The organism is Kitasatospora sp. HUAS MG31, assembly GCF_040571325.1.
Taxonomy (GTDB): domain Bacteria; phylum Actinomycetota; class Actinomycetes; order Streptomycetales; family Streptomycetaceae; genus Kitasatospora; species Kitasatospora camelliae.
On the sequence record NZ_CP159872.1, the window covers coordinates 4,892,175 to 4,915,269 of the forward strand.

At 72.6% G+C, this 23,095-nt stretch carries 18 protein-coding genes; 8 read left to right on the top strand and 10 right to left on the bottom strand.

The annotated features are described in order from the left end of the window. Positions 1-28 precede the first annotated feature (28 nt). Positions 29-823 (top strand): alpha/beta fold hydrolase, encoded by a 795-nt coding sequence (locus ABWK59_RS22165; RefSeq protein ID WP_354642358.1) that lies wholly within the window; start codon positions 29-31, stop codon positions 821-823. Positions 824-964: 141 nt separating this feature from the next. Here the strand turns inward: ABWK59_RS22165 and ABWK59_RS22170 are convergent, their stop codons facing one another. The 3 genes from ABWK59_RS22170 to mce all read right to left on the bottom strand — a co-directional run bounded on the left by ABWK59_RS22170 (position 965) and on the right by mce (position 7,049). Then, on the bottom strand, positions 965-1,894 hold the full coding sequence (locus ABWK59_RS22170; protein WP_354642359.1) for a cellulose-binding protein: 930 nt from the start codon (positions 1,892-1,894) through the stop codon (positions 965-967). Between the two features lie 108 nt (positions 1,895-2,002). Next, positions 2,003-6,265, bottom strand: coding sequence for a hypothetical protein (locus ABWK59_RS22175; protein WP_354642360.1), 4,263 nt, complete (start codon positions 6,263-6,265; stop codon positions 2,003-2,005). A gap of 352 nt (positions 6,266-6,617) precedes the next feature. Beyond that, positions 6,618-7,049 (bottom strand): methylmalonyl-CoA epimerase, encoded by a 432-nt coding sequence (mce, locus tag ABWK59_RS22180; protein WP_354642361.1) that lies wholly within the window; start codon positions 7,047-7,049, stop codon positions 6,618-6,620. 292 nt (positions 7,050-7,341) lie between these two features. Between mce and ABWK59_RS22185 the strand changes: the two genes are divergently transcribed. Beyond that, positions 7,342-8,532, top strand: coding sequence for an acetyl-CoA C-acetyltransferase (locus tag ABWK59_RS22185; protein ID WP_354642362.1), 1,191 nt, complete (start codon positions 7,342-7,344; stop codon positions 8,530-8,532). Positions 8,533-8,735: 203 nt separating this feature from the next. After that, the gene (gene meaB / locus ABWK59_RS22190) at positions 8,736-9,689 is read left to right on the top strand and encodes a methylmalonyl Co-A mutase-associated GTPase MeaB (protein WP_354642363.1); all 954 of its coding nucleotides are present in this window, start codon (positions 8,736-8,738) and stop codon (positions 9,687-9,689) included. A gap of 185 nt (positions 9,690-9,874) precedes the next feature. Here meaB and ABWK59_RS22195 read toward each other — a convergent pair whose 3' ends face one another. The 4 genes from ABWK59_RS22195 to ABWK59_RS22210 form a co-directional block, all read right to left on the bottom strand. Further along, the gene (locus ABWK59_RS22195; protein ID WP_354642364.1) at positions 9,875-10,396 is read right to left on the bottom strand and encodes a MarR family winged helix-turn-helix transcriptional regulator; all 522 of its coding nucleotides are present in this window, start codon (positions 10,394-10,396) and stop codon (positions 9,875-9,877) included. A 72-nt stretch (positions 10,397-10,468) separates the two neighbouring features. Next, positions 10,469-11,359 carry an AIM24 family protein gene (locus ABWK59_RS22200; RefSeq protein ID WP_420492938.1) on the bottom strand — a complete coding sequence of 297 codons (891 nt, stop codon included), beginning with the start codon at positions 11,357-11,359 and terminating at the stop codon, positions 10,469-10,471. Positions 11,360-11,502: 143 nt separating this feature from the next. Further along, positions 11,503-12,153: an AIM24 family protein gene (locus tag ABWK59_RS22205; protein ID WP_354642365.1), complete on the bottom strand. Its 651-nt coding sequence runs from the start codon at positions 12,151-12,153 to the stop codon at positions 11,503-11,505. After that, positions 12,153-12,791, bottom strand: a complete 639-nt coding sequence (locus tag ABWK59_RS22210; protein ID WP_354642366.1) for an AIM24 family protein — start codon at positions 12,789-12,791, stop codon at positions 12,153-12,155. The genes ABWK59_RS22205 and ABWK59_RS22210 overlap by 1 nt, the downstream gene beginning before the upstream one ends. 131 nt (positions 12,792-12,922) lie before the next feature. On the opposite strand from ABWK59_RS22210, the gene ABWK59_RS22215 reads away from it, so the two are divergent. After that, positions 12,923-13,240 (top strand): DUF3817 domain-containing protein, encoded by a 318-nt coding sequence (locus ABWK59_RS22215; protein WP_354642367.1) that lies wholly within the window; start codon positions 12,923-12,925, stop codon positions 13,238-13,240. 73 nt (positions 13,241-13,313) lie between these two features. Here ABWK59_RS22215 and ABWK59_RS22220 read toward each other — a convergent pair whose 3' ends face one another. Next, positions 13,314-14,921: a M4 family metallopeptidase gene (locus ABWK59_RS22220; RefSeq protein WP_354645060.1), complete on the bottom strand. Its 1,608-nt coding sequence runs from the start codon at positions 14,919-14,921 to the stop codon at positions 13,314-13,316. Positions 14,922-15,250: 329 nt separating this feature from the next. Continuing rightward, on the bottom strand, positions 15,251-16,897 hold the full coding sequence (locus ABWK59_RS22225) for a M4 family metallopeptidase (RefSeq protein WP_354642368.1): 1,647 nt from the start codon (positions 16,895-16,897) through the stop codon (positions 15,251-15,253). Between the two features lie 478 nt (positions 16,898-17,375). Here ABWK59_RS22225 and ABWK59_RS22230 point away from each other — a divergent pair, with 478 nt between their 5' ends. The 3 genes from ABWK59_RS22230 (at position 17,376) to ABWK59_RS22240 (ending at position 20,313) form a co-directional block, all read left to right on the top strand. Then, the gene (locus tag ABWK59_RS22230) at positions 17,376-17,897 is read left to right on the top strand and encodes a MarR family winged helix-turn-helix transcriptional regulator (RefSeq protein WP_354642369.1); all 522 of its coding nucleotides are present in this window, start codon (positions 17,376-17,378) and stop codon (positions 17,895-17,897) included. Between the two features lie 153 nt (positions 17,898-18,050). Then, entirely contained in the window at positions 18,051-18,383 is a 333-nt protein-coding gene (locus tag ABWK59_RS22235; RefSeq protein WP_354642370.1) for a DUF3817 domain-containing protein, read from the top strand. A gap of 244 nt (positions 18,384-18,627) precedes the next feature. Then, the gene (locus ABWK59_RS22240; protein WP_354642371.1) at positions 18,628-20,313 is read left to right on the top strand and encodes an acyl-CoA mutase large subunit family protein; all 1,686 of its coding nucleotides are present in this window, start codon (positions 18,628-18,630) and stop codon (positions 20,311-20,313) included. A 164-nt stretch (positions 20,314-20,477) separates the two neighbouring features. Here ABWK59_RS22240 and ABWK59_RS22245 read toward each other — a convergent pair whose 3' ends face one another. Next, positions 20,478-21,164 (bottom strand): TetR/AcrR family transcriptional regulator, encoded by a 687-nt coding sequence (locus tag ABWK59_RS22245; protein ID WP_420492827.1) that lies wholly within the window; start codon positions 21,162-21,164, stop codon positions 20,478-20,480. Positions 21,165-21,530: 366 nt separating this feature from the next. Between ABWK59_RS22245 and trxA the strand changes: the two genes are divergently transcribed. Next, positions 21,531-22,514 carry a thioredoxin gene (gene trxA / locus ABWK59_RS22250; RefSeq protein ID WP_354642372.1) on the top strand — a complete coding sequence of 328 codons (984 nt, stop codon included), beginning with the start codon at positions 21,531-21,533 and terminating at the stop codon, positions 22,512-22,514. Positions 22,515-23,095: the final 581 nt, after the last annotated feature.

Here is a 23,095-nt window from a genome sequence, read left to right on the forward strand (position 1 = left end):
CGAGCCATGCGGGAATACCGTTGGCCCCATGAACCTCCCCAGCGCGACGGCCGTTCATGAGAACGGGACCGGTACCCCGCTCGTCCTGCTGCACGCCTTCCCGTTCGCCGCCCGGATGTGGGCCCTGCAACTGGAACGGCTGCCCGGGCCCTCCGGGGACCACGCCCGGGTGATCGCCCCCGACCAGCGCGGCTTCGGCACCGCCCCGCTCGGCGAGGACGAGCCCTCCCTGGACGCCGTCGCCGACGACCTGGCCCTGCTGCTGGACGGACTCGGCATCGAACGGGCCGTCCTCGGCGGGCTCTCCATGGGCGGCTACGTGGCGATGGCCTTCGCCCGGCGGCACCCGCAGCGGCTGTGCGGACTGGTCCTGGCCGACACCAAGGCCACCGCCGACACCGCGCAGGCCAAGGCCGATCGGGAGCGGATCGCGGCCGCCGTGCTGGCCCGCGACAGTGTGCGGCTGCTCGCCGAGGAGAAGATCGAGGAGGGACTTCTCGGACCGGCCACCGCGCCCGAGCTGGTCGCCGACGTCCGAGCCATGATCGCCGAGGCCCCGCCCCGGGCGGTCGCCTGGGCCCAGCGCGCGATGGCCGCCCGCGGCGACTCGCTGGAGGTCCTCGCCACCCTGGACGTGCCGGCCGCCGTCATCGTCGGCGAGGCCGACACCGTCACCCCGCTCCCCGAGGCCCGGATGATGGCCGCCGCCCTCCCCGACGCCGAGCTGACCGTCATCCCCTCCGTCGGCCACCTCTCCCCCCTGGAGGCCCCGGAGACCTTCAACGCGGCCGTCCGCGCCCTCCTCAAGCGCGTCCACGCCTAAGACCGACCGGCCGCGTGCACGCGTTGTTGCGCGCGCAGGTCCACGCGCCCCTGGGGGCGCGCGTTCAGGGGGCCGTGCAACAACAGAACGGCCCCGCACCCTCCGGAGAGGGTGCGGGGCCGTTCCGCGTCGTGCGTCGCGTCAGCGGGACTGCTGCGCCGGGACGCCCAGGCTGTCGTCGCCCGGCACCGAGGCCGCGGCGACGGCCGCACCGGTCAGCGTCGCCAGCATCTCCCGGACGTTGGTCAGCTGCGCGTTGATCGAGTCGCGGCGGTTGGTCAGCGCCGCCAGCTCGCGCTCGGACTCGCTGCGCACCCGGTCCGCCTTGGCGTTGGCGTCGGCCACGATGTCCTCGGCCTGACGCTGCGCGGTCTCCACCGTCTGGCGCGAGCGCCGCTCGGCGTCGGTCCGCAGCTTCTCGGCCTCCAGGCGCAGCTGCTCCGCCCGGTGCTCGATCTCGGCGAGCCGCTTCTCCGCCTTGGCCTGACGGGCCGCCAGGTCGCGCTCGGACTGCTCACGGCGCTTGGCCAGGTTGGTCTCGAACTCCAGCGCGGCCTGCGCGGCCTTGGTGCGGGTCTCCTCGAAGAGGGCGTCCGCCTCCTCGCGCTTGTTCTGCGCGTCCTTGTTGGCCTCGGCGCGCAGCTGGGCGGCGTCGCTCTTCGCCTTGTCGACGATCCGCAGACCCTCGTCCTCCGCCTTGGCCTTGCGGTCCTTGGCGTAGTTCTCCGCCTCGGTGCGGACCTGCTGCGCAGCGGCCTCGGCCAGCTCGCGGTGCTGCTCGGCGGCCCGGTGCGCCTCGTCGCGCAGGTCCTTGGCCTCCTCCTCGGCGAGCCGGAGGATCTTCTCCACCCGCGCACCGAGACCGGCGTACGAGGGCTCCGAGTCGGTGACCGCGGCCTGGGCCGTCTGGGTCTCCAGGTGGAGCTCCTCGATGCGCTTCTCCAGCGCGCTGATCCGGGACAGCGCGCTGTCGCGATCGGCTACCAGCTTGGCGATCCGCTCGTCGACCTGGGCGCGCTCGTACCCACGGCGTACCAGGTCGAAGCCGTGCGGGGAGTGACTGTCGCTCATGGGAGTTCTGGGCTTCCTGTCGTCAAACCGCTGGGGTGGTTGGGGGAATCCTGACACGGTACCGGAGTGTCAACGGCGAAACGCCGTTGCTTCGCGGACAATGACCGCTCAATCGGGTGGCGCGCCCCCGGAGCGATTGCCCCCCGATCTCGGAGCGCCCACCCCGGCACCGGCCTTGGGCGCGCCGTCCTTCTTGTTTCCCCCGTTGGTCTGGGTGCCGCCGCCCTTGGGCGCCTCGAAGGCCTCCAGCGCGGACAGCACGTCCTGGACCCGGGAGATCTCGGTGTTGATGTCCTTGCGGCGGCGGATCAGCTCGTCCAACTCGCGCTGGCCCTCGTCGGTCACACGCTTGGCCTCGACCCGGGCCTCGGCCCGGAGCCGCTCGGCCTCCTCCTCGGCCAGCCGCAGCTGCTCCTCGGCGTCCTGACCGGCCCGGCGGATCCGCTTCTCGGCCTCCTCGTCGGCCCGGCCCAGCCGCTTGGCGGCCTCGTCGGCGGCGGCCTCGATCTGCTCCTCGGCCTCGATCTCGGACGCCTTGAGCTTCGCCTCGGCCTTGATGATGAGGTTCTCGGCGCGCTCGGTGGAGTCGGACAGCTTGAGCTCTGCCTCCTTCAGCAGGCCCTCGGCCTTGCGCACGGCCGCGATCCGGACCTTGCTGGCCTCGGCCGAGGCCTCCGAGGTGAGCTCGTTCGCCCGCTCCTCGGCCGCCTTGACCAGCTTCTCCGCCCGCTCCTCGGCCTCGGCGACGATGGACACCGCCTGCTCCTCGGCCTCGGTGAGCTGGTCCTGAGCCGCCGTCACCAGCGCGTCCACCCGCTCGCCGGCCGACTTCATGGCCTGCGCGTTCTCCTTGCGGGCCCGCTCGTGCAGCGCCTCGATCTCGGCGTCCGTCCGCTCGCGCAGCTCCTCGGCGCGCTCGCGGATCGCGGCGGCGTCCCGGCGGGCCTCGGACAGCAGCGCGTCCGCGTCCGCACGGGCCTTCTCCACCTCGGCCTTGCCGGCGGCCTCGCCGGCCGCGACCAGGCGGTCCGCCTCCTTGCGGGCGGCGGCCACCATCGCGTCGGCCTGCTCCTCGGCGGCGGTGGTGGTGGCCAGCGCGGTGGTCTGGGCGTCCTCGGCGAGCTGCTCGGCGTCCGCGAACGCCTTCTCCAGCACCGACTTGGCCTGCTCCCGGGTGGATTTGTCGAACTGCTCGGCCGCCTCCCGGGTCTCGGTGTCGAAGGCGTCGGCCTGGGACCGGGCGGAGGCCGCGTAGTCCTCGGCCAGCGTGCGGGTGGCGAGGGCGTACTCCTCCGCCTCGGCCCGCAGCACCGCGGCCAGCTCCTCGGCCTCCGCCAGGACGGCGGCGGCGCGCTCCTCGGCCTCGGCGACCGTCCGCCGGCCGCGCTCCTCGCTCTCGGCCCGGTGCCGCTCGGCGAACTCCTGGGCCGCCTGCCGCTCCGCCTCGGCGGCCGCCCGCAGCTCGGCGTCGTACGCCTCGGCCTCGGCCCGCTCCGCCTCCAGCCGCGCGGTGGCGGCCTCCCGCTCGGCGGCCAGCTCCGCGGCGGCCCGCTCGTGCAGCCGGGCCACCTCGGCCTCGGCCAGCTCCCGCAGCTCGGCGGTCTCCCGGTCGACGGTGCCGCGCAGCTCGGTGTCGTACGCCTCGGCGGCGGCCCGCAGCTCGACGTCGTACGCCTCCGCCTGCTCCCGCAGCTCGGCGGTCTCCCGCTCAGCGGTGGCCTTCAGCTCGGCGACCTGCTCGGAGGCGGCCTCGTACAGCCCGGCGACGGACTGCCGGACCTCGGCGGCCTCGTCCTCGGCGGCGGCGACCAGCTCGGCGGCCTGCCGCTCGGCCGCGGACACCGTCTCGGCGGCCTGCGCGGTCGAACGCCGCTCCAGCTCGGCGGCCTCGCGGCGGGCCTCGGCGGCCCGCTCCCGGGCGTCCGCCAGATCGGCCGCGCCCTGCTGGCGGAGGTCGTCGGCGGCGGACCGGGCCTCGCCGCGGTGGGCGTCGGCCCAGTCCTCGGCCTCGGCCCGGACGGCCTGCGCGGCGGACTCCGCCTCGGCCAGCTCCCGCTCGGCCTCGGCGCGCAGCCGCTCGGCCTCCGCGGTGGCCTCGGAGCGCAGCCGCTCGGCCTCCGCGGCGGCGTCGGCGCGGACGACGGCCGCCTCAGCCTCGGCACCCTCCCGGGCCTCCCGGGCGGCGGCCAGCAGCTCGGCGGTCTCCTCGCGCTCCCGCTGCAGTCCGGTGGCGGCGTCCTCGTACGCCCGGGCGCTCTCCTCGCGCAGGGCGGCCGCGGCGGCCTCGGCCTCGCCGCGCTCCCGGCCGGACCACTCCTCGGTCTCGGCACGCAGCGCCTCGGCGGCCCGCTCGGCCTCCTCGCGGACGGCCTGTGCGGCGGCCTGCGCCTCGCGGCGCAGCTCGGCGGTCTCCCGCTCGGCGGCGGCCCGGTTCTCGGCGGCGGCGGCCTTGGCGCCGGCGACCGCCTCCTGGTGCTGCCGCTCGGCGTCGGCGGCCAGCTTCTCGGCCTCGGCGCGGGCCCGGCTCAGGGTCTGCTCGGCGCGGGTCTGGACCTCGGCGGCCTGCTGCTCGGCCTCGGCCTTCAGCCGCTCCACCTCGGCGGCGGCGCCGGCCCGCAGCGCGTCGGCGTCGGTCTTGGCGCCGGTGAGGAGCTCCTCGGCCTGCTTGGCGGACTCCTCCACCTGGACCGCGCCCTGCCGGCGGGCCTCGGTGCGCAGTTCCTCAACGTCGATCTCGGTCCGGGAGCGCAGCTCCTCGGCCTCGGCCCGGAGCCGGGTGGCCTCCTCGTGCATCCGCTCGATCTGCTCGCGGATCGAGGCGGCGTCGTCCAGGGCTGCGTTCTGGGCCTGCTCGACGGCGGCGCGGGCCTCCTCGTGCATCCGCTCGGCCTCGGCGAGGGCCTCGGCGCGGACCCGCTCGGCCTCGGCGGCGGCCTCGCCCCGGGCCGCCTCGGCCTCCCGGCCGGCCTTGGCCACCAGGTCCTCGGCCTGCTTGGCGGCCTTGGCCAGGTGCAGGGTGGCGTCCTTGGCGGCGGCGATCCGGCCCTGCTCCTCGGCCTCGGCGCGGACCCGCTCGGCCTCGGCCCGGGCGCGGTCGCGCAGCTCGGCGGCCTCCCGCTCGGCCTCGGCGCGCTGCTCGGCGATGGCGCTCTCGGCCTCGGCCCGGAGCTGGTTCGCCACGCTCTCGGCGGCGCCGCGCAGGCGCTCGCTCTCCTCGGCGGCGGCGGCCTTGGCGGCGTCCGCCTCGGCCTTGGCGGTGGCGGCCTCGGCCTTGATCAGGTCGGCCTCGCGGGTGGCGGCGGCCACCATCTTGGCGATCTCGGCCTTGGCGGTCTGCGAGCGCTGCGCGCTGGCGGCCTCGCCGTCGGCGACCTTCCGCTCGGCCTCGGCGGCGGCCTCGGTCTGGAGCCGCTCGGCGGCGGCCAGGGCCTCCTCCCGCGTCCGGGCGGCTTCCTGACGGGCCCGCTCGGCCTCGGCGAGGGCCTCGGCGCGCAGCCGCTCTATCTCGGCCTGGGCGCGGGCCAGGGCGGCCTCGGCGCGCTCCTGGTCGGCGAGGGCCTGCTGCTTGAGCGCGGTGATCTCGGCCTGGGCGGCGGCGAGCTGCCGCTCGGCGGCGGCGTGCGCCTCGGCGAGCTGGTGCTGGGCCTCGCTGGCGGCGGAGCCGCGCAGTTCCTCGGCCTGGGCGCTGGCCTGCTGGGCCTGCTCGGAGGCGGCCCGCAGCAGGCGCTCGGCGTCGGTCTGGGCGCGCTGCAGGGCGGCCTCGGCGGCGGCCCGGGCCTCGCCGCGGGCGGCGTCCACGTCGGCGGCGGTCCGGGCGCGAGCCTGGTCGGCGAGGGCCTCGGCCTCGGCGCGGGCGGCCGCCATCATCCGCTCGGCCTCGGTACGGGCCTCCTGGAGCAGGCGCTGGGCCTCCTGCTCGGTGCCGGCCCGGGTCTGCTCGGCCCAGTTGACGTTCTCGTTGACGTGCCGCTCGGCGGCGCGCCGGAACTCGGAGAGCTCCTCCTCCAGCTGGCGGCGGCGGGCCGAGAACTCGGCCTCCAGCTGAGCGGTCCGCTCGGCCGCCTCGGCCATCAGCCGCTGGGTGGCCGCCTGGGACTCGCGGAGCTGCCGCTCGGCGTCGGCGCGGAGCGCCTCCGCCTGCATCTCGGCGTTGCGCAGGACCTGCTCGGCCTGGCCGGAGACGGCGTCGAAGGCGCGCGGCTGGGCGAGCATGCGACGGGCCTCGTGCAGCTTGGCCCGGAGCACCTCGACCTGGTAGGCGAGGTCGTCGGCGTGCTCGAGGGTCTTGTCCCGGTCCTTGCGGGCCTTCTCGAGCTCGGCCTCGAACTTGGAGAGGTGATCCTCAACCTCGTAGCGGTCGTAGCCCCGCACTCCGCGGTCCCATCCATCTCCTGGTCGCGTCCTCGACCGGGCCCGTCCGGAACCCGTGGTCGGGACCGGACCGGCTGGTCCTTGCATCGCTCGGCCGTCCGGGTGGACTTCCGGGCGAACTCTTGCCTTTGGAGAATGGTGACAGATCCGTCTTGAGACCGTTCAGCCGTGCCCGGTAAGTGGACTCCCCTGCGTCAAGACGAGCCGTCAGAAGACCAGCCCCGCTCGCGCTCGGCCGTGCCCGTTCGGACCGGTCCTCCCCGGAGCCTCAGCGCACCTGCGCATTGTAGTCCGCGCGGCCCCGGGGGGAATGGGGACGTCCTGGTTTTCCGAAGTTACCGACGGGTCGCGGTCAGTGGTCGGTCCCGGCCGAGGTCACCAGCTCGGTCAGCACGCCGCCGCAGTCCTTCGGGTGCAGGAAGGTGATCCGGGAGCCCATCGAGCCGATCCGCGGCTCGTCGTACAGCACCCGGACGCCCTTGGAGCGGATGTCGGCGGCGTCGCCGTCCACGTCCGCGGTGCCGAAGGCGATGTGGTGCACGCCCTCGCCGTTCTTCGCCAGCCACTTGGCGACGGTGGAGTCCTCCCGGGTGGGCTCCAGCAGCTGCAGGTACGAGGCGCCGCCGTCACCGGTGTCGTTGATCTTGAGCATCGCCTCGCGGACGCCCTGCTCCTCGTTGACCTCCGAGTGGAAGACCTCGAAGCCGTAGGTGGCGCGGTAGAACTCGACCGTCTTGTCGAGGTCGAAGCAGGCGATGCCGATGTGGTCGATGCGGGTCAGCACGGAATCCTCCGGGAACGCGGTCAATCGGGCGTGAGTTCCCTCAAAGTGCAGCGCATCCGCCGCGCGCCGCGCCACAACACGGCGTGCGAGCCTGCTCACAATTCGCGCACGTCCGGCCGGGGCCGCGGGGCGGGTCGGGAAACATCACCCGGACCGCCCCGGCACGGTGTTGACTGGACAGTGCCAGTGCCGCTGATCACACCCTCGCGCCGGTGACGCAGGGGTGTCGGGTCAGTACATTGAGCCGCATCCCCACACCCTCCTGGCCATGACGCGCGAAGGGGCTCGTCCAATGACTACTTCTGTGATCGTCGCGGGTGCTCGCACCCCGATGGGCCGCCTGCTCGGCTCGCTCAAGGGCTTCTCCGGCGCCGAGCTCGGCGCCGTCGCGATCAAGGGCGCGCTGGAGCGGGCGGGCATCACCGGCGACCAGGTCCAGTACGTGATCATGGGCCAGGTCCTGCAGGCCGGCGCCGGCCAGATCCCGGCCCGCCAGGCCGCCGTCAAGGCCGGCATCCCGATGAACGTCCCGGCCCTGACCATCAACAAGGTCTGCCTCTCCGGCCTGGACGCCATCGCGCTGGCCGACCAGCTGATCCGCGCCGGCGAGTTCGACGTGGTCGTCGCCGGCGGCCAGGAGTCCATGACCAACGCCCCGCACCTGCTGCCGAAGTCCCGCGAGGGCTTCAAGTACGGCGCGATCGAGATGCTCGACGCGATGGCGTACGACGGCCTGACCGACGCCTACGAGGGCATCCCGATGGGCCAGTCCACCGAGGTCCACAACACCCGCCTCGGCATCCCGCGCGACGTCCAGGACGAGATCGCCGCCGCCTCGCACCAGCGCGCCGCCAAGGCGCAGGCCGACGGCGTCTTCGAGGCCGAGATCGTCCCGGTCGCCATCCCGCAGCGCAAGGGCGACCCGGTCCTGTTCACCCAGGACGAGGGCATCCGCGCCGACACCACCGTCGAGGGCCTGGCCAAGCTCCGCCCGGCCTTCGCCAAGGACGGCACGATCACGGCCGGCACCTCCTCGCAGATCTCCGACGGCGCCGCCGCCGTGGTCGTGATGAGCAAGGCCAAGGCCGAGGAGCTGGGCCTGAGCTGGATCGCCGAGATCGGCGCCCACGGCAACGTGGCCGGCCCGGACAACTCGCTGCAGTCGCAGCCGTCCAACGCCATCAAGCACGCCCTCGCCAAGGAGGGCCTGGAGGTCGCCGACCTCGACCTGATCGAGATCAACGAGGCCTTCGCGGCCGTCGCCCACCAGTCCATGAAGGACCTCGGCGTCACCGGCGAGATCGTCAACGTCAACGGCGGCGCGATCGCCCTCGGCCACCCGATCGGCATGTCCGGCGCCCGCGTGGTGCTGCACCTGGCGCTGGAGCTGCAGCGCCGCGGCGGCGGCGTCGGCGCGGCCGCCCTCTGCGGCGGCGGCGGCCAGGGCGACGCCCTGATCATCCGCGTTCCCGCCCAGGGCTGACCGCCCGACGTACCGTCGGGGCCGTGAGCCGCGCCCCTGCGCCGCATCCGGCCCGCCGTACCGCCCGAGCCCTGCCCGCCCGCCGCACCCGCGGCAGGCCGGCGGGGCTGCGGCGGTCTCGGCGGGGGAGCGGCGCCCCGGGCCGGCCGCGGCCCATTCGCCTGCGGCGGGAGACGACCGCAGGCCGATCGAGGAGCTGAACGATGGTCGATGTGGCGACGCTGGTCGATCAGGCCCGCGAGGGCCGGCCGCGGGCCGTGGCCCGGCTGATCTCGCTGGTGGAGAACGCCGCCCCCCAACTCCGCGAGGTGATGGCCGCCCTCACCCCGTACACCGGCCAGGCCTACACGGTCGGGCTGACCGGTTCCCCGGGCGTCGGGAAGTCCACGTCCACCTCGGCGCTGGTCACCGCCTACCGGAGGCTCGGCAAGCGGGTCGGCGTGCTCGCCGTCGACCCCTCCTCGCCGTTCTCCGGCGGCGCGCTGCTCGGCGACCGGGTCCGGATGCAGGAGCACGCCACCGACCCCGAGGTCTTCATCCGCTCGATGGCCACCCGCGGCCACCTCGGCGGACTCTCCTGGTCCGCGCCGCAGGCCCTGCGGGTGCTGGACGGCGCCGGCTGCGACGTCATCCTGGTCGAGACGGTCGGCGTCGGGCAGTCCGAGGTGGAGATCGCCGCGCAGGCGGACACCACCGTGGTGCTGCTCGCGCCCGGCATGGGTGACGGCATCCAGGCCGCCAAGGCCGGCATCCTGGAGATCGGCGACCTGTTCGTGGTCAACAAGGCCGACCGGGACGGCGCCGACGCCACCGCCCGCGAGCTCAACCACATGCTCGGCCTCGGCGAGGCCCGGCAGGCGGGGGACTGGCGGCCGCCGATCGTCAAGACCGTCGCCGCGCGGGAGCAGGGCGTGGACGAGGTCGTGGAGGCGCTGGAGAAGCACCGTGCCTGGCTGGCCGAGACCGGGGAGCTCGCCGCCCGGCGCACCCGGCGCGCCGCCCAGGAGGTCGAGGCCATCACCCTCGCCGCCCTGCGGGCCCGGATCGGCGACCTCCGCGGCGACCGCCACCTGCAGTCCCTCGCGGAGCGGGTCGCCCTCGGCGACCTCGACCCCTACTCCGCCGCCGACCAACTGATCGCCGACCTGACGAGCTGACCCACAGCCCCCGGGGTAACCGGTCAACCGCCAGGTTCCTAGGGCAACCGGTCAACCACCAGGGGCGCGAGGAACTGCGCGAATCGGAAGGGCACACGCCGTACTCTTCCGCCCGCGCAGTTCTCCCCCAGCCTTGGCGGCTGGGAGGTGCCCCCACGCGCCCCTGTCCGTGGCCGCCGTGTGCGCTAGCCGCGGCCCCGCAGGTTCCTCAGGTGCTCCGCCACCGGCGCCAGCGCCTCGTACATCGCGTCGAGCTGTTCCGCGCTGAGCCGGTCGACGAAGTGCGCCCGGACGCTCCGTACGTGATCCGGCGCCACCTTCTGCATGGTCTCCCACCCCAGGTCGGTGAGGTGGGCGAACAGCCCGCGGCGGTCTCCCGGGCACTCCTGCCGCAGGACCAGCCCGGCGTTCTCCATCCGGGTGATCTGGTGCGAGAGGCGGCTCTTCGACTGGAGGGTGGCGGTGGCCAGGTCGGTCATCCGCATCCGGCGGTCGGGCGCCTCGGAGAGCTGGACCAGGATCTCGTAGTCGTTGATCGCCAGGTTGTGGGTCTGCAGCTCCCGGCTGAGCTGGTACTCCAGCAGCTTGCTGACTTCCAGGTGCGCGCGCCAGAACCGCTGCTCGCGGGCGTTCAGCCAGGGCGTCCCCTCCGCCTCCGCGGGGGAGGAGGAGGGGCCCGCCGGCGCCTCGGTCACATGCGTATCCATACCGCCAGCATAGCCGAGGTTGTTAAAAGTTGTACAATCGCATCTTTGCAACCGTGCCGATCAAAAGCCCGGTCAGAGCCCGAACCGGCGCCCGATGTCCCCGAGGTTGCCCAGGCCCGGGATGTTGACGTTGGGCAGCTGCTGCCCGCCGCCGGCCCCGTGGCCGTAGCCGCCCTGGTGCGGCATGCCGCTGCCCGGGACGCCCGCCTCGGCGTGCACCACGCCCACCGACCGCTCGGCCATCAGCGCCTCGCTGGACTGCACCAGCACCTGCCCGGCCCCGATGAACTCGAACTGGTGCTCCTCGCCGGAGGCGCCGCCGAGCCCGGTCAGGTGCCGCAGCCCGCCGATCAGGCCGTGCATGTAGCCGTGGTCGTAGTGGTGGCAGGGCGCGGGGCAGTCGGCCCAGCCGACCAGCGCCTGCGGGTCCACCCGGATCGGCGGCTCGACGAAGTGCACCGGGCCGTTGGAGGCCGCGACGAACTTACCGGTGCCGATCAGGGTGAGGAAGCCCGGGATGATCGACTGCTTGAGCTTCAGCGAGGGCTCGAAGGCCAGCAGGTTGCCCGAGCGGACGGTGAGGTTGCCGTCCTCCAGGTCGTACGAGTTGAGGTCGAAGGCCCGGTCGGCCAGCAGGAGCTTGCCGCGGCCCTCGGCGACCACCCAGTCCGAGGCGTGCAGCGGGGAGTTGAAGTTCCGCTCCAGCATCTGGTCGATGGCCCCGCGGCCGATGCCCGAGAAGCGCATGTCGCCGTAGTAGGCGATCATCTTGCCCTTCTGCAGGTAGTAGGCGCCGTTGAGGTCGACCGAGAAGGCGTACGGGTTGACGTTGTCGTTGGCCGGCAGGCTGTGCACGTCGTGGACGGTCGGACCCTCGCCCTGCCCGCTCTGCGGCAGCGGCGCGCCGAACTGGCCCTGCGGCGCGCCGTACGGCTGCTGCGGGGGCGTGCCCTGCGGCGGCATCGGCATCCCGGGCTGGGTCGGCTGGTACGCCTGCTGGTACTGCTGCTGGCCGTAGGGCTGCTGCGGCTGCCCGTACGGCTGCTGGGGCTGGCCGTAGGGCTGCTGGGGCTGCTGCCCGTACGGGGGCTGCGGCGGATACGACATCAGAGCTTCACCTCACTGGCCTGCACGTAGACCGTGCCGTGGCCGGACAGTTCCAGCTGGAACGCCTCGCCCGAGCCGCGGCCGATCATGTCGCGCCAACCCAGCGCGCTGGAGAGCTTGTTGGTCACCTGGCCGCGGTGCGCCACGTACGCCTGCGGGTCGACGTGCACCGGCTGGCCGGGGGCGATCGGCAGCTCGATCACGCCGCCGTGCGCCATCACGGCCACCGAGCCCTGGCCGGTGAGCTGGGTGGTGAACAGGCCCTGGCCGGTCACCTGGCCGCGGACCATGCCCATCACGCCGCCCTGCGAGCCCATGAACATGGTCGACTGCTGCAGGCTGCCGTCGAAGGCGAGCAGTCGGTCGGCCTCCACGTAGAGGGAGTCGCCGGCCAGGTCGATCACGTGGACGTTGAGCCCGCCGTGGCCGAAGAGCACGCTGCCCTGGCCCTCGACGGTCATCAGCGGGGTGTCCTCGTTGGCGATCCGGCGGCCGATCATCGACATCACGCCGCCCTGGCCGCCCATGACGTTGGGCGTGAAGGACACCTCGCCGCTGTAGGCGAGCATCGAGCCGCGCTGGCTGAGCACCCGCTGGCCCGGGAAGACCTTCGCCTCGATCATCTTGTTGTTGATCTTCGTGAAGGGCATCAGACGTCACCCCCGAAGGTCATCCGCTCGGACGGCTGGACGTAGACCAGGCCCTCGCCCGAGAACTCCACCTGCATCGCCTCGCCGCCGCCCTCGCCGATCACGGTGGTCCAGCCGGCGCCCGACTTCAGGTTGCGGCTGAGGTTCCCGGTGTGGGCCACGTACGCCCCCGGGTCGACCCGCAGCGGCATGCCCTGGCTCACCCGCAGGATGATCGCCGGGCCCTTCGAGGTGAGCGCGGCCCAGCCGTGCCCCTCCACCTTCGTGGTGAACAGGCCGGTCCCGGAGGCCATGCCGTTCAGCCCGGTGAAACTGGTGCCGGTGTGCAGGGACGCCTCGGTGCAGAGGAGGTTGTCCGCCTCCACGTAGAGCGTCTCGCCGTTCAGCCGTACCAGATTGATCTCGGTGGCCCGGTCGGCGAAGTAGCAGGTTCCCTGCCCCTTCACCTCCATGACCTCCATCTGCTCGCCGGTCAGCCGGCGAGTGACCATGCCGCGGAGACCGTCGCCGCCACCGGAGAGCTTCTTGAAGCCCATCTGCCCGGTGTACGCGACCATCGTCCCGTTGCGTGCCTTGACCGAGTCCCCCGCGATGTCCACCGCGAGGACCTTGGACCCCTGAAGTCGAAACTGTGCCACCCGGAGAATGTAGCGGTGCCACCCGGCGGCGGGGGAGGGGGCGCACCCGCTCTGGTACCGACCTGCGACAATGGGGTCACCGCTTGTGAACCGGCTCACAAGCGACCGCCGATGTCGAAGAGGGTACGCACGTGAAGAGCACCGCCGCGGTCCACCGCCTCCGCCTGGTCTCCGGGCCCGAGGGCCTGTCCTTCCTCCTGCTGCTGGTCTGCTCGGTCCTGAAGCGGACCACGGAGTTCAACGCGGTGCCGGTGATGGGCGCGGTGCACGGCGCCCTGTTCCTCCTCTACCTGGTCTTCCTCGCCCTGGCCTGGGACGCGGCCCGCTGGGAGCCCAAGCGCGGCATCCTGATGTTCGTGCTGGCGGTGCTGCCCGGCGGCGGCTTCGTCGCCGAGCGGATGCTGGCCAAGGAGGAGCGCGGGGAGACGGCCGTGCCCGCCGCCGCCTGACCGCGCCGCGCACACGCGCAGGAGCCGCGCCCGCCGCTTCGGCGGGCCCGGCTCCTGCGTCTCCGGGGGAGGGTCAGCTCACGTTGACCGCGGACCAGGCGCTGCCGACCGCCTTGTACTCGGCCGAGGTGGCCCCGTACAGGTCCTTGGCCGCGTTGAGGGTGGCCGTGCGGGCCGCCTTGTAGTTGGTGGTGGAGGTCATGTAGACGGTCAGCGCCCGGTACCAGATCTTGGCCGCCTTGTCCCGGCCGATGCCGGTGACGGTGGAGCCGTTGGAGGTCGGGCTGTTGTAGCTGACGCCGTTGATGGTCTTGGCGCCGCTGCCCTCGGACAGCAGGTAGAAGAAGTGGTTGGCGACGCCCGAGGAGTAGTGGACGTCGATCGAGCTGATGCCCGAGTACCAGGAGTCCTTGGACTTGCCGTCCTTGGAGGGCTTGTCCATGTACCGCAGCGGCTTCCCGTCGCCGAAGATGTTGATCTTCTCGCCGATCAGGTAGTCGGGGTTGTCCACCGACAGCTTGGCGTAGAACTCGACCATGGTGCCGAAGATGTCGGAGGTGGCCTCGTTGAGGCCGCCGGACTCGCCGGAGTAGTTGAGGCCCGCCGTGTTCGAGGTCACGCCGTGGGTCATCTCGTGGCCGGCCACGTCCAGGGCGGTCAGCGGGTTGCTGTTGCCGGTGCCGTCGCCGTACGTCATGCAGAAGCAGGAGTCGCTCCAGAAGGCGTTCACGTAGGCGTTGCCGTAGTGCACCTTGCTGTAGGCGCCGACCCCGTCGTTGCGGATCCCGTTGCGGCCGAAGGTGTTCTTGTAGAAGTCCCAGGTGGCCGCCGCGCCGAACTGGGCGTCCACGGCCGCGGACTGGGTGTTGGAGGCCAGGCCGTTGCCCCAGACGTTGTCGGCGTCGGTGTAGAGGGTGCCGTTCTTGTCCACGGTGTACTGGCCGCCGCGGGTGTTGTCCTTCAACTGGTACGTGCTGCCGGTGTAGTTGGTGGTCAGGGTGACCTTGCCGACGTGCACACCGGTGCCGGAGCCGGTCGCGTTGGAGGTCTGCACGGTCTCGTTGCTCGACAGCAGTTCGCCGCTGGCGGCGTCGGTGACCAGCTCCTGCCGGCTCGGGGTGCCGTCGGCGCGGACGCCCTCGACCACGGTCCGGTACGCCAGACGCGGGCTGCCGGAGGCCGCCCAGACCACCAGCTGCGGGGCGCCGGTCCCCTGGACGGCGGCGAGGGCCGGCTCGTCCTCGTCGCGGGCGGTGCCCACGGTGGCCTGGACCGTGCCGGTGGCCTTGGCGGCGGCCTGGTCGGCGGAGAGCTTCGGGGTGAGCGTGGCCGGGGCGAGGGTGCCCTCGACGGCCCGGTCCACCGACTTCACGCCGCCCTTGGCGTCCTGGTGCACGACCAGGTCGCCGCCGAGCACCGGCAGGCCGGCGAAGGTGCGCTCGAAGCGCAGGTGGCGGCTGCCGTCCGCGTCGACGATCGCGTCCTTGGCGACCAGCTTCTCGCGGGAGTCGAGACCGAGGGCGCGGGCCGCGGCCGGGGCCTCGGAGCCGGCCATGGCGAGCAGGGAGGCGCGCTGCTGGGTGCCGATCGGCGCGGGGGCGGCCTGTGCGGTGCCCGCGGCGACCTGGATCGCGCCGGCCAGCAGGGCGGTGGAGGAGAGGACGGCGCCGACTGTCAGCATTCGCTTCACGTTCGGGTTCCTTCCGGATCGACCGCGGGGTACGCGGTCGCGCCACGCTCCGGGGCACCGGGTCCGGTGCCTACTGGGGCGGAACGGGCGCTGAGGTGCACGGCTCCGCAAGGGTGGGGTGGCACCGGCCGGGGAGGGGGGATCGCCGACCGGTGCCGTTGCGGAACTGTCCGCCAGCATGACGACTCGTCGGCTTGTATGACAGGTCTCCGTCAAGAGTTGGCGGGATCTCGCCACCCTGAGCGGGAAACGCAGCGACCCGGGCCTCCCCTCCAGGGGCCCGGGTCACTGATGTCCCATCAGGTCAGGTGCGTGTCAGCTCAGTTGACGTTCACGCCGGACCAGGCGGCGGCCACCGCGTTGTACTCGGCCGAGCCGTTGCCGTACAGGTCGGCGGCGGCGCTCAGGGTCGCGGTACGGGCGCCCTTGTAGTTGGTGGTGGAGGTCATGTAGACGGTCAGCGCCCGGTACCAGATCTGCGCCGCCTTGTCCCGGCCGATGCCGGTCAGGGTCGAGCCGTTGGAGGTCGGGCTGTTGTAGCTGACGCCGTTGATGGTCTTGGCGCCGCTGCCCTCGGCCAGCAGGTAGAAGAAGTGGTTGGCGACACCGGAGGAGTAGTGCACGTCCAGGCTGCCGACCGAGGAGGACCAGGAGTCCGCCGAGCCGCCGTCCTTGGAGGGCTTGTCCATGTAGCGGAGCGGCGTGCCGTTCCCGTTGATGTTGATCAGCTCGCCGATCAGGTAGTCCGGGGTGTCCTTGGCCAGGTTGGCGGAGAACTCCACCATCGTGCCGAAGATGTCCGAGGTGGCCTCGTTGAGGCCGCCGGACTCGCCCGAGTAGTTCAGGCCGGCGGTGTTGGCGGTCACGCCGTGGGTCATCTCGTGGCCGGCCACGTCCAGCTCGGTGAGCGGGTGGGTGTTGGAGGCGCCGTCACCGTACGTCATGCAGAAGCACTGGTCGCTCCAGAACGCGTTGACGTAGCCGCTGCCGTAGTGCACCCGGCTGTACGCGCCGACGCCGTCGCCGCGGATGCCGAGGCGGCCGAAGGAGTTCTTGTAGTAGTCCCAGGTCGCCGCGGCGCCGAACTGGGCGTCCACGGCGGCCGACTGGCCGCTGGAGATGCTGCCGGTGCCCCAGGCGTTGTCGGCGTCGGTGTAGAGGGTGCCGCTGCCGTTCTTGCGGTTCTTCAGGTCGACGGTGTACTGCCCGCCGCGGGTGGCGTCCTTCAGCTCGTAGGTCGAGCCGGTGTAGTTCGTGGTCAGCGGGACGCTGCCGACGAAGACGCCGTTGCCGGTGCCCGCCGCGTTGGCGGTCTGGATCTCCTCGTGGGTGGAGAGCACCTCGCCGGTGGCCGCGTCGGTGACCAGCCGCTGGCTGCTCGGGGTGCCGTCGGCGCGGACGCCCTCGACCACGGTCTGGTACGCCAGACGCGGGGTGCCGGAGGCGGCCCAGACGACCAGCTTCGGGGCGCCGGTGCTGCCGACCGAGGCCAGCGCGACCTCGTCCTTGTCCCGGGCGATGCCCACGGTGGCCTGCACCGAGCCGGTCGCCTTGGCGGCGGCCTGGTCGGCGGAGAGCTTCGGGGTGAGCGAGGCCGGGGCGATGCTGCCCTGGACGGCGCGGTCCTGGGACTTCACGTTGCCCTTGGCGTCCTGGTGGACGACCAGGTCGCCGCCGAGCACCGGCAGGCCGGCGAAGGTGCGCTCGTAGCGCAGGTGGCGGGTGCCGTCGGCGTCGACGATCGCGTCCTTGACGACCAGCTTCTCCTGGCCGGAGACGCCGAGGGCGCGACCCGCGGCCGGAGCCTGGGAGTCGGCCAGGGCGAGTATCTCGCCGCGGTGCTGGGCGGCGGCGCTCTGCCCGACGGGGGAGGGGGCGGCCTGCGCGATGCCCGCGCTGACCTGGATGGCGCTGGCGAGGACCGCCGAGGCCGAGAGAACGGCTCCGACTGCGAGCTTACGCTTCACGTACGCGTTCCTTCCGATCAACCGCGTGTGCGCGGTAGCGCGCCGGTCCGGGGCACTGGGGTTAGTGCCTGAGGGGCGGAACGGGCGCTGACGTGCTGCTCCGTGCGGTCAAGGGACTCAGCCGAGGTGGGGCGGCTGATGTCCAACGGGGCTGGCGAGAAGCATGACAATCACTCAAATGAAAGGACAGCCCCGGGCCAATGGTTGGCAAATTCTCGCCAGCGGCATCCCGGCAGGTGGACTGAGGTGCGGTGCTGCAGAGGGGCGGAGACGGGCTGTTCACGTCCGAACGGACGCCGAATGACCGGCGAATTCACGAGATCTCCGCTATTTAACTGAATATTGCCGGAATGGCGTTGTGAAATCCGGTTCAGGTACGGACCAGAAACCGGCCTGGCGTGATCCCGCCAAGTGCACCCCTTGTCCACCATGCTGGACACCTGGTACCCCGATCGGCCCACGCCGGTACGGTGGGGACGTGCCCAAGCCCCTCGCTCTCGACTTCGACCCGATCGCGCGCGCCGACGAACTGTGGACCCGCCGCTGGGGCACCGTGCCCTCGATGTCGGCGATCACCTCGGTCATGCGCGCCCACCAGATCCTGCTCTCCCGGGTGGACGCCGTGGTCAAGCCGTACGGGCTGACCTTCGCCCGGTACGAGGCACTCGTGCTGCTCACCTTCAGCCGGACCGGCGAGCTCTCCCTCTCCAAGATCGGCGAGCGGCTGATGGTCCACCCCACCAGCGTCACCAACACCGTCGACCGCCTGGAGCGGGCCGGCCTGGTCGCCCGCCGCCCCAACCCGATGGACGGCCGCGGGGTGCTCGCCTCCATCACCCCGCGCGGCCGCGAGGTGGTCGAGGAGGCCACCCGCGAGCTGATGGCCATCGACTTCGGCCTGGAGGGGTACGACGAGGAGCAGTGCCGGCAGGTCTTCGACCTGCTGCGGCCGCTCCGGGTCGCGGCCGGCGACTTCGCGGGCCCGGCGGCCGGCGACTGAGCCCACGAGGTCGGCGGCTGAGCCCGCGCGGGGGCCGGGGCCGGGCCCGCGCGGCGGCCGGGGGCGGGCCCGCGCGGGGGTGCTCCCCGGTGTGACGGCGGTGACGGGAGGGGGTGCCCGGCCGCCGCTGTTCGGCCGGTTACCCTCGTCGGTATGAAGCAGAGTGTGCTGACCCGCTACCGGGCGCTGGCGTACGTCACCGGTGTCCTCCTGATCCTGCTGACCCTCGGCATGGTCGCCAAGTACGTCCTGGACATCGCCGGTGCCGCCGCGTTCACCACCGCGGTGGGCATCGCGCACGGCTGGCTCTTCGTGGTCTACCTGGTGTTCGCCTTCGACCTGGGCACCAAGGCCAAGTGGCCGATCGGCAAGCTGGCCTGGGTGCTGGTCGCGGGCACCATCCCGACCGCCGCCTTCTTCGTCGAGCGCCAGGTCGTCCGCGAGGTCACCCCGCTGATCCAGGCCCCGGAGCCCGCCGCGGCCTGAGCGTTCCCGCTCCGCTTCTACCGGCGCCCGTTCCCCGCTCCAGGGGGCGGGCGCCTTCTGTGTGTCCGGCGTGCCCGGCGCCCCTCGGCTGTGGACGCCCGTCCTCCCGGCGAGGTGCCGGGATCGTCGCAGGTGGACGGAGTGCCGTCGACAGATAGTAGGACGTCCGAGTAAATTGTGAGGACGTCCTAGCAGCTGCCGTCCCGACGCCGTGACGGCCGTACGGAGTGGGAGTGCGGAGTCGATGGACGCCGACGAGATCGAGGCCGGCCGCCAGCGCTGGCAGCAGCGGTACGACAAGGCGCGCAAGCGCGACGCCGACTTCACGACGCTGAGCGGCGACGAGGTCGAGCCGGTCTACGGCCCGCCCGCCGGCCAGCCGGTGGAGGGGTTCGAGCGGATCGGCTGGCCCGGCGAGTACCCGTTCACCCGTGGCCTGCACCCCACCGGCTACCGCGGCCGGGCCTGGACCATCCGCCAGTTCGCCGGCTTCGGCAACGCCGAGCAGACCAACGAGCGCTACCGGATGATCCTGGAGGCGGGCGGCGGCGGCCTCTCGGTCGCCTTCGACATGCCGACCCTCATGGGGTACGACTCCGACGACGCCCGCTCGCTCGGCGAGGTCGGCCACTGCGGCGTGGCCATCGACTCGGCGTCCGACATGGACATCCTGTTCGGCGGCATCCCGCTCGGCGAGGTCACCACCTCGATGACCATCAGCGGCCCGGCCGTCCCGATCTTCTGCATGTACCTGGTCGCCGCCGAGCGCCAGGGTGTCGACCCGGGCGTGCTCAACGGCACCCTGCAGACCGACATCTTCAAGGAGTACATCGCGCAGAAGGAGTGGCTCTTCGCCCCCGAGCCGCACCTGCGCCTGATCGGCGACCTGATGGAGTACTGCGCCGCCAACATCCCGGCGTACAAGCCCCTTTCGGTCTCCGGGTACCACATCCGCGAGGCCGGTGCGACGGCCGCGCAGGAGCTGGCGTACACCCTGGCGGACGGCTTCGCCTACGTGGAGCTCGGCCTGTCCCGCGGGCTGGACGTGGACGTCTTCGCCCCCGGCCTCTCCTTCTTCTTCGACGCCCACCTCGACTTCTTCGAGGAGATCGCCAAGTTCCGTGCCGCGCGCCGGATCTGGGCCCGCTGGATGCGCGACCGCTTCGGCGCCAAGACCGACAAGGCGCAGTGGCTGCGCTTCCACACCCAGACCGCCGGCGTCTCGCTCACCGCGCAGCAGCCGTACAACAACGTGGTGCGCACCGCGGTCGAGGCGCTGTCCGCCGTCCTCGGCGGCACCAACTCGCTGCACACCAACGCCCTGGACGAGACCCTGGCGCTGCCCTCCGAGCAGGCCGCCGAGATCGCGCTGCGCACCCAGCAGGTGATCATGGAGGAGACCGGCGTCACCAACGTGGCCGACCCGCTGGGCGGTTCCTGGTACGTCGAGGCGCTGACCGACCGGATCGAGGCCCAGGCGGAGGAGATCTTCCAGCGGATCCTCGACAAGGGCCGCGAGGACCACGAGATCGGCCCGATCACCTCCGGCATCCTGCGCGGGATCGAGGACGGCTGGTTCACCGGCGAGATCGCCGAGGCCGCCTTCCAGTACCAGCAGGCACTGGAGAAGGGCGAGAAGCGGGTCGTCGGCGTCAACTGCCACCCGCGCAGCGTCACCCCCGAGCTGGAGATCCTCCGGGTCAGCCACGAGGTCGAGCGGGAGCAGGTCCGGGTGCTCGGTGCCCGCAAGGCCGGCCGCGACGAGGCGGCGGTGAAGGCCGGGCTGGACGCGATGCTGGCCGCCGCCCGCGCCGGCACCAACATGATCGAGCCGATGCTGCAGGCCGTCCGGGCCGAGGCCACCCTCGGCGAGATCTGCCACGCGCTGCGCGACGAGTGGGGCATCTACCGGGAGATCGCCAAGTTCTGACGAGGGCGGTTCAGGGGCGCGTGGGGGCACCTCCCAGCCGCCAAGGCTGGGGGAGAACTGTGCGAGACGGAAGAGGCTGAGGTAGCACTCTCCCGCCGCGCGCAGTTCCCCGCGCCCCTCGTGGTTGCCCAGCTGCCAAGGCCGCCCGGTCGCCCGAGCCGTGCTCAGTGCCGGTCGGGCTGGGCCAGTGCCGCCGAGAACCCCGGCAGGGAGTTCAGCAGCAGCGTGGTGAACCGGTGGATCCACTCCGGCGTCACCGGTTCCCCGCTCACCAGCAGCCGGTGCTCCACCGTCCCGGCGATGGTGTCGAAGATGATGTCGATCTCCTCGCAGGCGGTGGCCTCGTCCAGGTCCGGCCCCAGCTCGCCGCGGGCCTGCGCGTGGGCGCGCCCCAGCACCACCAGGTGCTTCTGCGGGTCGACGATCCGCTCCCGGATGCGCTGCCGCAGCTGCGGGTCCCGGGTGCCCTCGGCGAACAGCGCCAGCAGGGCGGCCTGGGTCTCCGGCCGGGCCAGCAGGTCGGCGAACTGCCCGACCACCGCCTCGATGTCGGCCCGCAGGCTGCCGAGGTCGGCGACCACCAGGGTGTCGAAGAGGCTGGCGACGGCGTCCACGACCAGTTCGTTCTTGGAGGGCCAGCGCCGGTAGAGGGTGGTCTTGGCGACCCCGGCCCGGGCCGCGACGTGACCCATGGTCAGCCCGCCCCAGCCGAGTTCGGCGAGCGCCTCGCGGGTGGCGTCCAGGATCGCCCGGTCCGCGGTCGCGCTGCGCGGGCGCCCCTTGCCGCGTACGGCGGTGGCGTCGGCCGGCCGCGGGACCGTGTCGGCCGGCTGCTGGGTGGTGGGGGCCACCGGGATCTCCTTGCGGGTTTACCAGGAAGTAACTTGTGGGGACTGCCACCGTAGCGAGCGGGCGGCGGGACCGGCACCCGGGCGGGCCGGGAAAGTGGGGCAGCTCACGTCGCCGAACCGCCGGGGGGTCTTGCGGTGGGGTCCCCGGAGCCAGATACGCTACGACTCGTAGCGAAAGAGCGGCAACCACGCGCCCAGTCCACGGGATCGGGCGGGCGCGCGGCGCGGATGGGGATCCGCGCCACCGACACGGCTACCAGGCAAGGGCTCCGCCGGGGAGGCGGACCACAGGGTGGGGACGGCTCGGCACGACCTTTTCCGGTCGGTTGGCGCCCGTCACCGGCGCCGACGGGGGAGGATGGAGCCATGCAGTCACGGAATTCGCGCATCAACAGCTCCGCCCTGCGCGGCGCGGTCGACCTCGCCGCGGTCAAGGCGGCCGGAGAGGCAGCCCAGAAGGCCGAGCAGGCCCGGGCCGATCGAGCCCGCCAGGCGGCCGACTCCGGGGGCGTGCCGGCCGCCGCCTACCCGCTCGTCCTCGACGTCACCGAGGAGACCTTCGAGACCGAGGTCGTCCAGCGGTCGACCGAGGTTCCGGTGGTCGTCGACTTCTGGGCCGAGTGGTGTGGCCCGTGCAAGCAGCTCAGTCCGATCCTGGAGCGCCTGGCCGAGGAGTACGCCGGCCGGATCGTGCTCGCCAAGATCGACGTCGACTCCAACCAGCTGATCGCCCAGCAGTTCGGCATCCAGGGCATCCCGGCCGTGATGGCCGTGGTCGCCGGCCAGCTCGTCCCGCTGTTCCAGGGCGCGGAGAACGAGGCCAACGTCCGCAAGGTGCTCGACCAGCTGATCGCCGTCGCCGAGCAGCGGTTCGGCATCGTCGGCGCGGCGGTGGCCCCGGGCGAGGGCGGCGGACCGGTCGAGCCCCAGGTGCCCGCCGACCCGGTGCTGGAGGCGGCGCACGACGCGCTGGACCGCGGCGACCTGGCCGGCGCGGTGCAGGCGTACCGGAACGTGCTGGCCGAGCGTCCGGGTCACACCGAGGCCAAGCTCGGGCTGGCCCAGGCCGAGCTGCTGCAGCGGGTCGAGGGTGTCGACGCCCAGGCCGTGCGTGCCGCGGCGGCCGCCGACGCCAAGGACGTCCAGGCCCAACTGCGGGCGGCCGACCTCGACCTGGTCGGCGGGCACGTGGAGGACGCGTTCGGGCGGCTGGTGGACACCGTCGCCAGGACCTTCGGCGAGGACCGGGATGCCGCCCGGCTGCGCCTGCTGGAGCTGTTCGAGGTGATCGGCCCGGAGGACCCGCGGGTGGTCGCCGCCCGCGGCGCGCTGGCCCGGGTGCTGTTCTGACCGGCGGTTCCTGACGGTATGTCAGAACAGCTGCGATGGCACGGCGGATGACCTGCGGTGTCGCCGGGGATTTGGCGACAAACCGGCTCCCGGCATTGACGTTTACCAAATCTTGACTTCACCCCACCCCGGTCACCGCAGGTGATCGGGGTGGGGTGTTTCGCTGGTGTTTCACGGGGATTTCCGGCGCACCAAACCTCCAGAATCTCACTCTCCGTGATGATGCCTTCGATTCCATGATCAACGTCATCTGATGTTGGATTACCCGTCAGTAACGGACCCCTTGTGCTTCGCCCGGGATTCAAGCACGATCGGCGACGCCCGGTCCCTTCCCCAAGGGTCCCCACCGGGCGGCCGCCGGCCCCGGCCGGCGGTGGAGGACAGGGGGGTAGCCGCGGATCCCACAGGCGGTTCCTGTCCTGGCACGGCCGCGCAGCCCGCGCGGTCGTCGGTTGTCGCTCGGGGGTGATCGCCGAACGTCGCGCGAACGACGCCGAGGCGCTCTCCGCTACCGAGGACGTAGCTCTCTCCCATTTCGGGCCGGGCCCTGTGCGGGACGCACCGGACCGGCCGGAGATGTA